The sequence below is a fragment of the Solicola agrisoli genome (assembly GCF_049059935.1).
Taxonomy (GTDB): domain Bacteria; phylum Actinomycetota; class Actinomycetes; order Propionibacteriales; family Nocardioidaceae; genus JAURVT01.
In genome coordinates this window covers 1-13,698 of the sequence record NZ_JBMGQR010000096.1, presented here as the reverse complement: position 1 = coordinate 13,698, position 13,698 = coordinate 1, and the positions used below count along the sequence as shown (strand labels likewise).

General features: G+C 74.0%; 10 protein-coding genes. 6 read left to right on the top strand and 4 right to left on the bottom strand.

What is annotated here, in order from left to right; all coding sequences use genetic code 11:
• A partial coding sequence (locus ACI6PP_RS21085) for a mannitol dehydrogenase family protein (protein ID WP_476712948.1) occupies positions 1-722 on the top strand: 722 nt, incomplete at its 5' end.
• 69 nt (positions 723-791) lie between these two features.
• Positions 792-1,184 (top strand): hypothetical protein, encoded by a 393-nt coding sequence (locus ACI6PP_RS21080; RefSeq protein ID WP_421113669.1) that lies wholly within the window; start codon positions 792-794, stop codon positions 1,182-1,184.
• Between the two features lies 1 nt (position 1,185).
• Here ACI6PP_RS21080 and ACI6PP_RS21075 read toward each other — a convergent pair whose 3' ends face one another.
• On the bottom strand, positions 1,186-2,328 hold the full coding sequence (locus ACI6PP_RS21075) for an acyl-CoA dehydrogenase family protein (protein WP_421113668.1): 1,143 nt from the start codon (positions 2,326-2,328) through the stop codon (positions 1,186-1,188).
• 84 nt (positions 2,329-2,412) lie between these two features.
• Here ACI6PP_RS21075 and ACI6PP_RS21070 point away from each other — a divergent pair, with 84 nt between their 5' ends.
• Entirely contained in the window at positions 2,413-2,973 is a 561-nt protein-coding gene (locus tag ACI6PP_RS21070) for a TetR/AcrR family transcriptional regulator (protein WP_421113667.1), read from the top strand.
• Positions 2,974-3,062: 89 nt separating this feature from the next.
• Positions 3,063-4,268, top strand: coding sequence for a methyl acetate hydrolase AcmB (acmB, locus tag ACI6PP_RS21065; protein ID WP_421113666.1), 1,206 nt, complete (start codon positions 3,063-3,065; stop codon positions 4,266-4,268).
• On the opposite strand, the gene ACI6PP_RS21060 is transcribed toward acmB, so the two are convergent.
• From ACI6PP_RS21060 to ACI6PP_RS21050, 3 genes are all read right to left on the bottom strand, one after another.
• On the bottom strand, positions 4,265-5,293 hold the full coding sequence (locus ACI6PP_RS21060; RefSeq protein ID WP_421113665.1) for a zinc-binding alcohol dehydrogenase family protein: 1,029 nt from the start codon (positions 5,291-5,293) through the stop codon (positions 4,265-4,267). The two genes, acmB and ACI6PP_RS21060, sit on opposite strands and share 4 nt — an antisense overlap.
• Before the next feature lie 151 nt (positions 5,294-5,444).
• On the bottom strand, positions 5,445-6,038 hold the full coding sequence (locus tag ACI6PP_RS21055; RefSeq protein ID WP_421113664.1) for a hypothetical protein: 594 nt from the start codon (positions 6,036-6,038) through the stop codon (positions 5,445-5,447).
• Positions 6,039-6,167: 129 nt separating this feature from the next.
• Positions 6,168-7,583 carry a sugar porter family MFS transporter gene (locus ACI6PP_RS21050; protein WP_421113663.1) on the bottom strand — a complete coding sequence of 472 codons (1,416 nt, stop codon included), beginning with the start codon at positions 7,581-7,583 and terminating at the stop codon, positions 6,168-6,170.
• A gap of 117 nt (positions 7,584-7,700) precedes the next feature.
• On the opposite strand from ACI6PP_RS21050, the gene recC reads away from it, so the two are divergent.
• Both recC and ACI6PP_RS21040 read left to right on the top strand, forming a co-directional pair.
• On the top strand, positions 7,701-11,060 hold the full coding sequence (gene recC / locus ACI6PP_RS21045; RefSeq protein WP_421113662.1) for an exodeoxyribonuclease V subunit gamma: 3,360 nt from the start codon (positions 7,701-7,703) through the stop codon (positions 11,058-11,060).
• A partial coding sequence (locus ACI6PP_RS21040) for a UvrD-helicase domain-containing protein (protein WP_421113661.1) occupies positions 11,057-13,698 on the top strand: 2,642 nt, incomplete at its 3' end. The genes recC and ACI6PP_RS21040, both read left to right, overlap by 4 nt.

Here is a 13,698-nt window from a genome sequence, read left to right as displayed (position 1 = left end):
ACCGCGCCGAGGTGGCGCGCCGCTTCGGCGTCGAGGACGGCTGGCCGATCCTGGCCGAGCCGTTCGGCCAGTGGGTCGTCGAGGACGAGTTCGGTCTGGGACGCCCGGCGCTGGAGGAGGTCGGCGTCCAGATGGTGCCCGACGTGCACCCGTACGAGCTGATGAAGCTGCGACTGCTCAACGCCGGCCACCAGGTGCTCTCGCAGGCCGGCGTGCTCGCCGGTCACACCTACGTGCACGAGGCCGCGCAGGACCCGGTGCTGCGCCAGTACGTGCTCGACTACATGCGCGTCGAGGCGATGCCGATCCTGCCCGAGGTGCCGGGCATCGACCTGCACGAGTACACCGAGACGCTGCTCGACCGGTTCGCCAACGCCGAGCTCGCCGACACGCTGGCCCGTGTGCGCGCGTACTCCTCGGACCGGGTCAACACGTTCATGCTGCCCGTGGTGGTCGAGCGGGGTGCCGCGGCGGCACCGCGCGCGGTGACGACGGTCGCCGCGTGGGCGCTGGTGTGCGAGCAGGGCGGCGAGATGGTCGACCTCAAGGAGGCCCGGCTCCGCGAGGCCGCGAAGAACCTCGCCGACGACCCGGTGGGCTTCCTGCGGGCCGCGGACGTCCCCGGTGGGCTCGCCGACGACGAGGAGTTCGTCGCGGGCTACCTCGCCGCCCTCGAGTCGATCCGCTCCAAGGGCATCGAGGCGACCGTCCAGGCGATCTGAGTACGACGGCGCCGCGCCTGAGCACCTGCACGGACGCGGCGTCGTCCGCCGCGGTCGCACGCTCAGGTCATGAGTCCCTCACGGTCGAACCACCCGCCCTCGGCGACGACCACGGCCGTGCAGGTCGTGATCTGCCTGCTGCCCCTCGCCACCTTCGCCGCGATGGTCCTCGCGCCGGACGCCGCGCTCGACCCGCTCCGGTGGGTGCTGTACGCGTCCTGCGTCGCGACGGTCGTCGTCATGGCCCTGCCCGTCGCGAGGCCCGACCGAGCCACCGCCGTCCTCGCCGTGGTGGGCGCGCTCGGGTTCGGCGGCGGCGCCGCCTACCTGCACTCGCTGGACGACGAGCCCGCGGCGATCCCGCTGGTGGGCGGCCTCGTGTTCTTCGTCGGCGCGATCCTGCTGGTCGTCGCGGCGTGCGCCGTGGTGGCCGAGCACCGCCACCGGCTGACGGTGACCTGACTCAGCGCGCCAGGTGGCGGGCGATGACGAGACGCTGGATCTGGTTGGTGCCCTCGAAGATCTGCATCACCTTGGTCTCGCGCATGTACCGCTCGACCGGGAAGTCCTTGGTGTAGCCGGCGCCGCCGAGCACCTGCACGGCGTCGGCCGTGACGCGTGAGGCGTTGTCGGTGGCGACGAGCTTGGCCACCGAGGCCTCGCGCCCGTAGGGACGGCCGGCGTCGCGCAGCCGCGCGGCGTGCAGGTAGGTGGCACGGGCGGACTCGACGGCCGCGGCCATGTCGGCGAGCAGGAACGCCAGGCCCTGGTGCTGGATGATCGGCCTGCCGAACGACTCGCGCTCCCGGGCGTAGGCGAGCGCGACGTCGAGCGCGCCCTGCGCGACGCCGACGGCCACCGCGGCGATGCCGAGACGCCCGGCGTCCAGGCCCGCGAGCGCGATCGGCAGGCCCTGGCCCTCGTCGCCGAGACGTCGCTCGACGGGGACGCGCACGTCGTCGAAGAGCATCGTGGCGGTGGTCGAGCCCGTCAGGCCCATCTTGCGCTCGGGGACGTCGGCGCTGAGACCGGCGGCGTCGGCGGGCACCAGGAAGCAGGAGATGCCGCGACCACCGTCGTCGGACGTGCGGGCCATGACCTTGTAGAAGTCGGCCTCGCCGCCGTGGGTGGTCCAGGCCTTGGCGCCGTTGATGACGTAGTCGTCGCCGTCGCGGACGGCCCTGGTGCGCATGGCGGCGGGGTCGGACCCGGCGTGCGCCTCGGACAGGCAGTACGCGCCGAGCTGCTCGCCCGACAGCATCTCGGGAAGCCAGCCCTTCTTCTGCTCGTCGGTGCCGGCGGTGAACAGGCCGAAGCACGAGAGCGCGTGGACGCTGACGCCCACGCCGACGCTGGCCCACGCCGACGCGATCTCCTCGAGCACCTGCAGGTACACCTCGTACGGCTGCTCGCCGCCCCCGAGCTCCTCGGGGTACGGCAGGCTCATCAGGCCCGCGCGGCCGAGCGTCCGGAAGACCTCGCGGGGGAACGTCGCGCTCGCCTCGGCCTCGTCGACCCGCGGACGCAGCTCCTTGTCGACGATCTCGCGGGTGAGGGCGATCAGGTCGTCGGCGTCCTCGTTCGGCATCAGACGGGTCGCGGGCATGCCATCCTCCTCGGCGTGGGTTCCTGCCCACAGAGTACCAGGACGGGTAATCTGGTACTCGATCGAGAACTGAGGGGACGGGCGATGACGGCTGTGGCGGACGAGCGCGTCATCCGCGTGGTGGACGGTCTCGTCGAGATCTTCCTGGCCGAGGGCTTCGCGCACCTGGGTGTCGCCGAGCTCGCCCGGCGGCTCAGCTGCTCGAAGTCGACGCTCTACGCCGTCGCGCCGAGCAAGGAGCAGATCGTCCTGACCGCGGTGCGCGCGTTCTTCCGCGGGGCGACCGCGCGCGTCGAGCAGAGCGCGGCGGTCGCCGGCACGGCGCGCGACCGTCTCGAGGCCTACCTGCAGGCGATCTCCACCGAGCTGAGGCCCGCCAGCCCGGCGTTCATCGCCGACGTCGAGGCCTTCGCGCCGGCCCGCGAGATCTACCGCCGCAACACGCAGGCGGCGGCGCGGCGCGTCCGCGAGCTGGTGACCGAGGCGCCGACCGTGGGGGCCTCGCTCGACGCCACCTTCGTCGGCGCGGTGGCGGCGCTCGTCATGGAGTCGGTGCAGCGCGGCGACCTCACCCGCACGACCGGTCTCGACGACTCGCAGGCCTACGCCGCCCTCACCGACCTGCTGGTGGCCGGACTGCGCTGAGGCTCGCCTCCTCCATTGACGACGCGCGGCAGGGCCTCCCGGGCGCATGATGTGACTCACGACACATCGGCGTCTCGGAGAGGACACCCATGACCGACGACGAAGCAGTGGCCCGTCAGGAGCGGCTGACCGCGGCCGCGGACGCGGTGGTGCAGGCCAGCATCGACAAGGGCCCCGGCCTGCCGGGCGTCGTCGCCGGGCTGACCGACCGCGACGAGTCCTTCTACGTCGGGGCGGCCGGCCGTCGCAGCCTCGCCTCCGACGAGCCGATGGCCACCGACGCCGTGATGGCGATCTTCTCCACCACCAAGGCGATCACGGGCACCACGGTGCTGCAGCTGGTGGAGGAGGGGCGCATCGACCTCGACGAGCCCGCGCGGACGTACGCGCCCGAGCTGGCCGACGTCCAGGTGATCGAGGGCTTCGACGACGACGGGTCGCCGCGGCTGCGTCCCCCGAGGACGGACGTGACCACCAAGCACCTGCTGCTGCACACCGCGGGCTTCGGGTACGACTTCTTCGACGAGACCTACCACCGGCTGGCCACCGAGCACGGGCAGCCGAGCATCGTCGCGGCCACCAGGGCCTCGCTGCGCACCCCGCTGCTGTTCGACCCCGGTGAGCAGTGGCGGTACGGGTCCAACATCGACTGGGCCGGACAGGTCGTCGAGGGCGTCACCGGTCAGCGTCTGGGCGAGGTCATGAAGGCGCGCGTCTTCGAGCCGCTGGGCATGGACGACACGATGTTCGCGCTCGACGACACCACCCGCCCGCGGCTGGCGACGATGCACCAGCGCCGGGAGGACGGGTCGCTCGAGCCGTCGGAGTTCGTGCTCCCCGAGCCCGAGGTGCACATGGGCGGGCACGGCCTGCACTCCACCGTCGGCGACTACATGGCCTTCATCCGGATGTGGCTCAACGACGGCCTCAGCCACTCGGGCCGTCAGGTGCTGGGCAAGGAGACGGTGCAGTTCGCCGAGAAGAACCACCTGGGCGACCTCAAGGTGTCGAGGCTGCCGGGCGTGATCCCGTGGCTGTCGAACGACGCGGAGTTCTTCCCCGGCCAGTCCAAGTCGTGGGCGTACACGTTCATGGTCAACGACGAGGACGCACCGACCGGCCGTCCCGCGGGCAGCCTCGCGTGGGCCGGCCTGGCCAACCTCTACTACTGGATCGACCGGCGCCACGGGATCGGTGGCTTCTGGGGCACCCAGATCCTCCCGTTCGCCGACCCCGCGTCGGTGGGCGGCTACCTGGAGATGGAGACCGCGGTCTACGACGCGCTGCCTGGCTAGACCGTGAGGACGACCTTGCCGATCACCCGTCCGGCCTCGACGAGGCGGTGCGCCTCGCGGAGCTGCTCGGCGTCGATCGGCGAGAGCGTCGTCGTCACGGTGGTGCGCAGGTCGCCTGCCTCCACCAGGTCGGCCACCTGCTCCAGGAGCCGGTGCTGGGAGAGCTGCAGGTCGCCGCCGGCGATCGGGCGGGTGAACATCAGCTCCCAGTGCAGCGTCAGGCTCTTGGCCTTCAGCGCGGCGACGTCGAGCGTCTCGGGGTCGTCGATGGCGACGATCTCGCCGAACGGGTTGAGCACGTCGGTGTAGAGCTCGAGCTGGCCCTCGCCCTCGATGCGCGAGGTGAAGATCCAGTCGACGCCGTCGGGTGCGGCGGTCGCGAGCTGGCCGCGGAGGTCGTCCTCGCGGTGGTTGACGGTGGCCTCGGCCCCCAGGCCGGTGACCCACTCGTCGGTCTCGGGCCGCGAGCTCGTCGCGACGACGCGGACGCGGGGGAGCAGCGCCTCGGCGAGCTGCAGCACCACCGACCCGACGCCGCCGCTCGCGCCGGGCACGAACAGCGTGCCCTCGCTCTCGGCGGTGAGCTTGAGCTTGTCGAACAGCCCCTCCCACGCGGTGATCGCGGTCAGCGGCAGCGCGGCGGCCTCGGCGAACGTCAGGGTGGACGGCTTGCGCCCGACGATCCGCTCGTCGACGGCGTGCAGCTCGGCGTCCGTCCCGGGGCGGACCAGGCTGCCGGCGTAAAAGACCTCGTCGCCGGGGGAGAACAGCGTGACGGCCGCCCCGACCTCGCGGACGACGCCCGCCGCGTCGTACCCCAGGATGCGCGGCCCGCCCTCGGCGTCGCCGCCCCTGCGGACCTTGGTGTCGACCGGGTTCACCGACACCGCCCGCACCTCGACGAGCAGGTCGTGCTCACCCGGCGTCGGGACGGGCACCTCCAAGTCCTGCAGGCTCGCGGGGTCGTCGATCGGCAGGCTCCGGCTGAAGCCCACCGCGCGCATGGTGGTGGTGTCGTCGCTCATGCGCCCACCCTGCCGGGGAGGTGGGCGACGCGCACCTCGCGTCAGCAGGGGCGGCGCGCCTCCCGTCCCCGATCTGAAGCCTTCGGGTGGTCAAACGGGTGGTTTGAGGACCCGAAGGCTTCAGATGGCGGACGGGTGGGGACCGACGGGGTCAGGTGGAAAACAGCACGCGGACGTCGGCGCCGCGGGGGAGCACCTCACCGACCATGGGGTCGCAGGCGGCCAGGCCGGAGGGGTTCTGCTTGCTCGGCCGGCCGCGGTGCTCGACCACGGCGCGCAGGCCGGCGGCCGTGACGAGCGCCTCCACCTCCTCCGCGGAGGGGCTGGGGTCGTCGCCCGTCGACGCGTGCCACACGTTCGGGACGGCGACGGCTCCGTCCGGCAGCGGGTGGGCGGTGGCCGCCACGGCGCGGGCCAGGTCGAGGTCGCCCTCCAGCACGAGGGCGCCACCGAGCTCCCGCGAGGCGAGCTCGACGCGGTCACCCTGCAGCCGGCTGCGGCTCAGGTGCTCGGACCGCCGGATCCCGTCCGTCACCGGTGCCTCGTCGGCGCCGACCACGCCGAGCCTGACCGCGACCGTGCCCGGGGGCGGTGGTGCCCATCCGACGGCGAGGACCGCCCGAGGCATCACGACCACGCAGCTCTGGCCGACACCACCGTGGAGCACCGTCGGCCACGCGGCCGGCACCCGGACGGCCAGGCGGCCGTCGGCGACGAGACGGGTGGAGGCGTGGGCACGGGGCATCGCCGACCAGTCTCGCCGACGGCCACCCCTCCCGTTCCCGATCTGAGGGGTTGGCGGGGTTCTGGGGCGCGGGAACCCCCGCAAGCCATCAGATCGCGGACGGGGGCCGCACCCGCGTCCGTCGGAGGGTCAGCGGGTCGCGAAGTCGGCGGGCTTGAACTTCCCCTCGTGGAGCTGGTCCTCGATCTGCTCCAGGCTGCGGCCGGTGAGCTCGGGCATGCGCAGGTAGACGAAGATCCACGCGGCGACGTTGAACAGGCCGTACATCCACATCGTCGGGCCGACGCCGAGCAGGTTGATCGTCGACAGCAGCGTCAGGGTGATGAGCAGGTTGGTGCCCCACAGCGACGCCGCCTGGACGCTCGTGCCCGCGGCGCGGACGCCGAGGGGGTAAATCTCCGAGCCGGTGAGCCAGCCCATCAGCTGCAGGCCGCCGGCGTTGAAGAACATGAACGCCACCAGGCACGCCACGATGAACGGGGTGCTCTCGCGGCCGCTGTGGCCCGTCACGAACAGCGCGCCCAGCACGAACAGGCTGATCGCGGCGCCCGGCACCATGATCAGCGTCAGGCGACGGCGTCCGACCCTGTCGACGACGAGCAGCCCCACGACCATCATCACCAGGTAGGTGACGCCCAGCGCGACGCTCACCCGCAGGGCCGCCGTCGTCGAGAAGCCGTTGTCGGTGAGGATCGTCGGGGAGTAGTAGATGATCATCTCGATCCCGCTGAGCTGGGTGAAGATCGCGATGCCGCAGCCCACCACGAGCGCCGGACGCACCCACGACCGACGCAGTCCGCGCCACCCGCGGTCACGGTCGCCCTCGCTGCGCTCGGCCTTCTCGAGGTCGCGGATCGTGTCGAGCTCGGGATCGGGGTCGACCCCGTCGGTCCGCACCACGCGCAGGGCGTCGCGCGCGTCGTCGAGGCGGTCCTGCTTGACGAGCCAGCGCGGGCTCTCGGGCAGCCGCAGCATCAGCACGAGCATGATCACGGCCGGGACGGCGGCGGCGCCGATGGAGATGCGCCAGTCGACGGCCTCGGTGGCTCCCACGACCGTCGAGATGACGATGCCGACGCCGATCGCCATCTGGAAGGTCAGGACGAGACGTCCGCGGATCCGGGGCGGGGCGAGCTCGGCGACGTACATCGGGACGGTCTGGGTGCCGCCGCCGACGGCGAGACCGAGGACGACGCGTCCGAGGGCGAGCAGCAGGGGAGTGGGGGCCAGGGCGCTCGCCAGCGCGCCCACGGCGAACACACAGGCGATGACGAGGATGGTGATGCGGCGCCCGTACCTCTCCGACAGCCGGCTGCCCGCCAACGCACCCACCACGGCGCCGGCGAGGATGCTGGCGGCGATCACCTGCTCCATGCCGTCGTCGATACGGAACTCGTCGCTGATCTGCAGCAGCGCGCCGGAGATGATGCCGGTGTCGTAGCCGTACAGCAGGCCGGCCGTGGCCGACACCACCGCGGCGACGAGCAACCGGCCGGTCAGCCTGTTGCCGTCGTCGGTCGTCGTGTCCTCGCGCGTGGTCGCCATGGGGTCCCCTCGGTCGGCGTCATCGCACCGTATGCGCGGCGCAACCAGCACGCAGAACCAGTCTGTCGGGGGCGGCGGCTAGGGTCGTCCAGACGTCGATCTCGGGAGGGGGCGCGGGTGCTGAGGATCCATCGGGCCGAGCGGGCCGACGCCCTCGTGCGCGGGCTGGGCGAGCTGCTCACCACCCCGCCGGACGACCCGTTCACCGCCGACGTCGTGGCGGTGCCGTCGCGCGGGGTGGAGCGGTGGATCTCCCAGGCGCTGTCGGTCTCGCTCGGCGCCCAGCGCGGCCGCGCCGACGGGGTCTGCGCCAACGTCGTCTTCCCCTCGCCCACCCGCCTGGTGGCCGACGTCGTCGCGTCCGTCGGCGGGTTCGCCCGCGACGACGACCCGTGGTCGCCGCGGCGTCTCACCTGGCCGCTGCTCGAGGTGATCGGCCTGAGCCTGCACGAGCCGTGGTGCCTGACGCTCAGGCGCCACCTGCTCGACGCCGACGGGGTCGACCAGGGCCGTCGCGTCCAGGTCGCGCTCCACCTGGCGGGGCTGTTCTCCTCGTACGCGTCCCAGCGTCCCCGGCTGCTCCTCGACTGGGCGTCCGGCGACGACACCGACGGCGCCGGCGCGCCGCTCGCCGACGACCTGCGCTGGCAGGCCGAGCTGTGGCGGCGGCTGCGCGCCGAGATCGGGGAGCCCAGCCCGGCCGAGCGCGTCGACGACGTGTGCGCGCGGCTGCGCGTCGACGCGACCCTCGTCGACCTCCCGGCGCGGCTGTCGCTGTTCGGGCTCACCCGCCTCACCGCCGACGAGCTGCAGGTGCTCGACGCGCTGGCGGCGCACCGCGACGTCCACCTGTGGCTGCCGCACCCCTCGCACGCGTCCTGGGCCCGGCTGGCCGGCACCACCGCGCCCGCGCTCGCCCGCCGTGTCCACGACACCAGCGCCGACCTCGCCGACCACCCCCTGCTGCGCTCCCTGGGTCGTGAGGCGCGCGAGATGCAGCTGGTCGTCGGTGCCCACGTCACGCCCGCCGACGACGTCCACCTCGACCTCGATCACGACGCCCCCGGGCTGCTCGGCGCCCTGCAGCGCGACGTCCACCTCGACCGGGTCCCCGACGGGTCCCACGTCCTCGACCTCGCCGACCGCTCGGTGCAGGTGCACGCCTGCCACGGCCGCCAGCGCCAGGTCGAGGTGCTGCGCGAGACGGTCCTCGGCCTGCTCGAGGACGACCCGACGCTCGAGCCGCGCGACGTCCTCGTCATGTGCCCCGACATCGAGGCCTACGCGCCGCTGCTGTCGGCCGCGTTCGGCCTCGCCGACACCGCGACCGACGAGGTGCACCCCGGCCACCGCCTCACCGTGCGCCTGGCCGACCGCTCGCTGCGCCAGACCAACCCCGTGCTGGCCGTCGTCGCGCGCGTCCTCGACCTCGCCGACGGCCGGATGACCGCGTCCGACCTGCTCGACCTCGCGGCCGCCGCGCCCGTCCGCTCGCGGTTCCGCCTCGACGACGAGGACCTCGAGCGCGTCGGCGACTGGGTGCGCCGCTCCGGCGTGCGCTGGGGCCTGGACGCCGAGGGACGCACGCCGTTCGGCCTGGGCGGCGTGCCGCAGAACACCTGGCAGACCGGCCTCGACCGAATCATGGTCGGAGTCACGATGGACGAGGACGAGCTGCGCACCGTCGGCCTCGCGCTGCCGCTCGACGACCTCGACAGCAACGAGATCGACCTCGCCGGACGGCTGGCCGAGCTGGTCGACCGCGTCGGCCACGCGGTCCGCAGCCTGCACCGCGAGCAGACCCCGGCGCAGTGGCTCGACGCGCTGGTGGCCGTCGTCGACGACCTCACGCACGCCCCGCCGCGCGACGACTGGCAGACCGCGCAGGCGCGTCGTCAGCTCGCCGACTCGCTGGTCGCCCCCGACGGCGGTTCCGCACCCGTCCGGCTGCGCCTGGCCGACGTCCGCGCCCTGCTCGCCCGCGGCCTGGAGGGGCGTCCCACCCGCGCGAACTTCCGCACCGGCCACCTCACCATCTGCACGATGGTGCCGATGCGCTCGGTGCCGCACCGCGTGGTCTGCCTGCTCGGCCTCGACGACGGCGTCTTCCCGCGCGGCACCCGCGTCGACGGCGACGACGTGCTCGGGCGCTCGCCCGTCGTCGGCGAGCGCGACCCGCGCGCCGAGGACCGTCAGCTCTTCCTCGACGCCGTCCTCGCCGCGCGCGAGCGGCTGGTCGTCCTGCACACCGGCGCCGACGAGCGCACCGGTGCGCTCCGCCCGCCCGCCGTCCCGGTCGGCGAGCTGCTCGACGTCCTCGACCTCACCGCCACCGCCCCGTCCGGACGCGTGCGCGACCACGTCGTCGTCCGGCACCCCCTGCAGCCGTTCGACGCCCGCAACTTCACCGACGGCGCGCTCGGCCACCCCGGCCCGTTCAGCTTCGACCGCGCCTCGTTCACCGGCTCGGACGCCCTGCGGCACGACCGTCCGCCCGTCCCGGGCTTCCTGCCCGGTCCGCTGCCCGTCGGGGAGCCCGGCGACGTCGCGCTCGACGACCTCGTCCGGTTCCTCGAGCACCCCGTCCGCCAGTTCCTGCGCGGACGACTCGGGCTCACGCTGCTGGCCGAGGAGGACGAGCCCGACGACGCCCTGCCCGTCGAGATCGACTCCCTGCAGCAGTGGTCGGTCGGCGACCGCCTGCTCGCCGCCGGTCTCGCCGGCACGCCCGACTCCGCCGCCGTCACCGCCGAGTGGCTCCGAGGCACGCTGCCGCCCGGCGCCCTCGGACGCGAGCTCGTCGCACCCATCCAGCAGGACGCCGCGCGCCTGGTCGCCGACACCACGGGTCTGCGCGCGGGCGAGCCGCGAGCGGTCGACCTCGGCCTCGTGCTGCCCGACGGCACCCGCCTCGACGGCACCGTCCCGCGCGTCCACGGCTCCCAGGTGGTGCGGGTCGAGTACTCCCGGCTGGGCCCGAAGCACCGCCTGCGCGCCTGGGTGCAGCTGCTCGCGCTGGCCGCGGCCGAGCCGGGCACCCCGTGGACGGCGGCCACCGTCGGACGCGGGCGCGGCGGCTCGTCGATGGCCCGGCTCGTCGCCCCGCCCGAGGACGTCGCACGCCGCCTGCTGTGGTCCCTCGTGCGGCTGTTCCGCGAGGGCCAGGCCGGCCCGGTGCCGTTCTCGCCCAAGACGTCGGCGCTGTACGCCGAGAAGCGCGAGCGCGGCACCAACCCGCACCTGAGCGTCGAGGCCGCACGGTCGCAGTGGCGCAAGACCTACGACCGCCGCGAGATCGGCGACTTCGACGACGCCTTCCACCGTCTGGTGTGGGGCGACGCCCAGATCGAGGCCCTGCTCGTCGAGCCACCCGACCCGTCCGACGCCGACTGGCCCGACGAGCCGCACCGCTTCGGCCAGGTCGCCCGCCGCGTGTGGTCGCCGCTGCTCGCCGTCGAGACGAGGCACGACCGATGAGCACGACCGCCCCGTCCACCTTCGACGTCACCGGCCCGCTGCCCGAGGGCACCGTCGTGCTGGAGGCGAGCGCCGGCACCGGCAAGACCCACACCATCGCGGGCCTGGCCACGCGTTACGTCGCCGAGGGCGTCGCCCGCATCGACCAGCTGATGATGGTCACGTTCGGCCGCGCGGCCACCGTCGAGCTGCGCGAGCGCGTCCGCGAGCGCCTCACCGAGACCCTCGCCGCGCTCGGCGACCCCGCCGCCGCGCGACGCGACGGCGACGACGTCGTCCGCCACCTCGCCACGGGCGACGACGAGACGGTCGCCCAGCGCCGACGGCTGCTCCTCGAGGCCGTCGCCGACTTCGACGCCGCCACGATCGCCACCACCCACGGCTTCGCGCACCAGATGCTCGACGGGCTGGGCGTGGCCGCCGACGTCGACCGTGGCGTCGCGTTCGTCGAGTCCGCGTCCGACCTCGTCACCGACGTCGTCACCGACCTGTACGTGCGCGCCTACGGCCGCCCCGACAGCCCGACGCCGCACTTCCCGCTCGCGGTGGCCGAGTCCGTCGCGCAGGCTGCCGTCGGCGACCGCGCCGCGCGGCTCGAGCCCACCTCCGGCACCCCCGGACGCGCCGCCGACCTGCGGCGCCGCCTCGCCGAGACGACCCGCACCGACGTCGCGCAGCGCAAGCGCGTCGGCCGGCTGATGGACTACGACGACCTCCTGGTCCACCTCCGCGACGCCCTCGTCGACCCCCAGACCGGCCCGCACGCGCAGGACCGCATCCGCTCGCGGTACGCCGTCGTGCTCGTCGACGAGTTCCAGGACACCGACCCGGTCCAGTGGGAGATCCTGCGCAGCACCTTCCACGGCCACCGCACGCTGGTGCTCATCGGCGACCCCAAGCAGGCCATCTACGCGTTCCGCGGTGGCGACGTCGACACCTACCTGCTGGCCACCGCCGACGCCGGCACCGAGTCGACGCTCGGCACCAACTGGCGCAGCGATGCCCCCCTTGTCGAGGCCATCGGCCACGTGCTTGGAGACGTCGCCCTCGGCCACCCCCGCATCCGGGTGCTGCCCGTGCACGCCGCGCACCCCGGCCGGCGGCTCGTGGGCGCCCCCGACGACACCCCGTTGCGGTTGCGCCAGGTCGGGCGCACGAGCGAGGAGGACGGCCTGCTCAAGGTCAAGGACGTCCGCCCCCTCGTGGCCCGCGACGTCGCCGCCGACGTCGCCGAGCTGCTCGCGTCGGGTGCCCGGCTGACGCACCCGGGCGGCGAGACCCGGGTCGTGGAGCCTGCCGACGTCGCCGTGCTCGTGCAGCGCAACGACGACGCCGTCACCGTCCGCGACGCGCTCGAGGCCGTCGGGGTGCCCGTCGTCCTTACGGGCACCTCCAGCGTCTTCCGGTCGGCCGCGGCCGCCGACTGGCTCACGCTGCTCACGGCCCTGGAGCAGCCGCACCGCCCGGGCCTCGCCCGCGCGGCCGCGCTCACCTGCTTCCACGGCTGGAGCGCCTGGCAGCTCGGCGTCGCCACCGACGACGACCTCGACGAGCTCAGCTCGACCCTACGCGGCTGGTCCGACGTGCTCGGTCGGCGCGGCGTCGCGGCCCTGCTCGAGGTGATGACGGCCTCGCACCACCTGACCGAGCGGGTGCTGTCGCGACCTCACGGCGAGCGCGACCTCACCGACCTGCGGCACGTCGGGCAGTCGCTGCACGAGACCGCCACCCGTCAGGACCTCGGGGTCGCCGCGCTCGTCCAGTGGCTCGGACGGCGCGTGGCCGAGGCGCAGCAGGACGTCACCGAGGAGCGCAGCCGGCGCCTGGAGTCCGACGCCGCGGCGGTCCAGGTGATCACCGTGCACCGCAGCAAGGGCCTGCAGTTCCCCGTGGTCTACGCGCCGTTCCTGTGGGACCGGTGGGCCAACGACAAGCCCGACCCGCTCCGCTTCCACGACGAGACCGGCGCCCGCGTCCTCGACGTCGGCGGCACGGGCGGTCCGGGCTGGACCGACCGCCGCGACGCCCACGTCCGCGAGGACGCGGGGGAGTCGCTGCGCCTGGCGTACGTCGCGCTCACCCGCGCGCGGTCGCAGGTGGTGGTGCACTGGGCGCCCACCTGGAACACCGAGGCCTCGCCCCTGCAGCGGCTGCTGATGGGCGAGCGCGGCCCCGACGGCTCCCTGCCCGCGTCGGTGCTGGTCGGGTCCGACGCCGAGGTGCAGCGACGCTTCGCCGCCCTCGTCGAGCGGTCCGGCGGCACGATCTCGTGGTCGCTGCTCGGCGACCGTGCGCCTCTGCCACCGGTGCCGGCACCGTCCGCGGCCCCGGCCCTGGAGGTGCGGGCCTTCGACCGCCGGCTCGACCTCGCGTGGTCGCGCACCTCGTACTCCGGCCTCACCGCGGGGCTGCACGAGGCCGCGCACGCCGCGGCCACCACGGTGGAGTCCGACGACCCCGGCACCGTCGACGAGCCCGAGGTGGTGCCCGTCGTCAGCGAGCCCGACGCCGGCGCGCTGCCGTCCCCGATGGCCGACCTCCCGATGGGTGCGTCGTTCGGCACGCTCGTCCACGAGGTCTTCGAGACCGCCGACTTCACCACGCCCGACCTCGCCGCCCACCTCGTCGCCGAGGCGGC

Coding starts and splice junctions, on each gene's coding strand:
- ACI6PP_RS21080 (WP_421113669.1), top strand. CDS start 792: ATGAGTCCCTCACGGTCGAACCACCCGCCCTCGGCGACGACCACGGCC.
- ACI6PP_RS21075 (WP_421113668.1), bottom strand. CDS start 2,328: ATGCCCGCGACCCGTCTGATGCCGAACGAGGACGCCGACGACCTGATC.
- ACI6PP_RS21070 (WP_421113667.1), top strand. CDS start 2,413: ATGACGGCTGTGGCGGACGAGCGCGTCATCCGCGTGGTGGACGGTCTC.
- acmB (WP_421113666.1), top strand. CDS start 3,063: ATGACCGACGACGAAGCAGTGGCCCGTCAGGAGCGGCTGACCGCGGCC.
- ACI6PP_RS21060 (WP_421113665.1), bottom strand. CDS start 5,293: ATGAGCGACGACACCACCACCATGCGCGCGGTGGGCTTCAGCCGGAGC.
- ACI6PP_RS21055 (WP_421113664.1), bottom strand. CDS start 6,038: ATGCCCCGTGCCCACGCCTCCACCCGTCTCGTCGCCGACGGCCGCCTG.
- ACI6PP_RS21050 (WP_421113663.1), bottom strand. CDS start 7,583: ATGGCGACCACGCGCGAGGACACGACGACCGACGACGGCAACAGGCTG.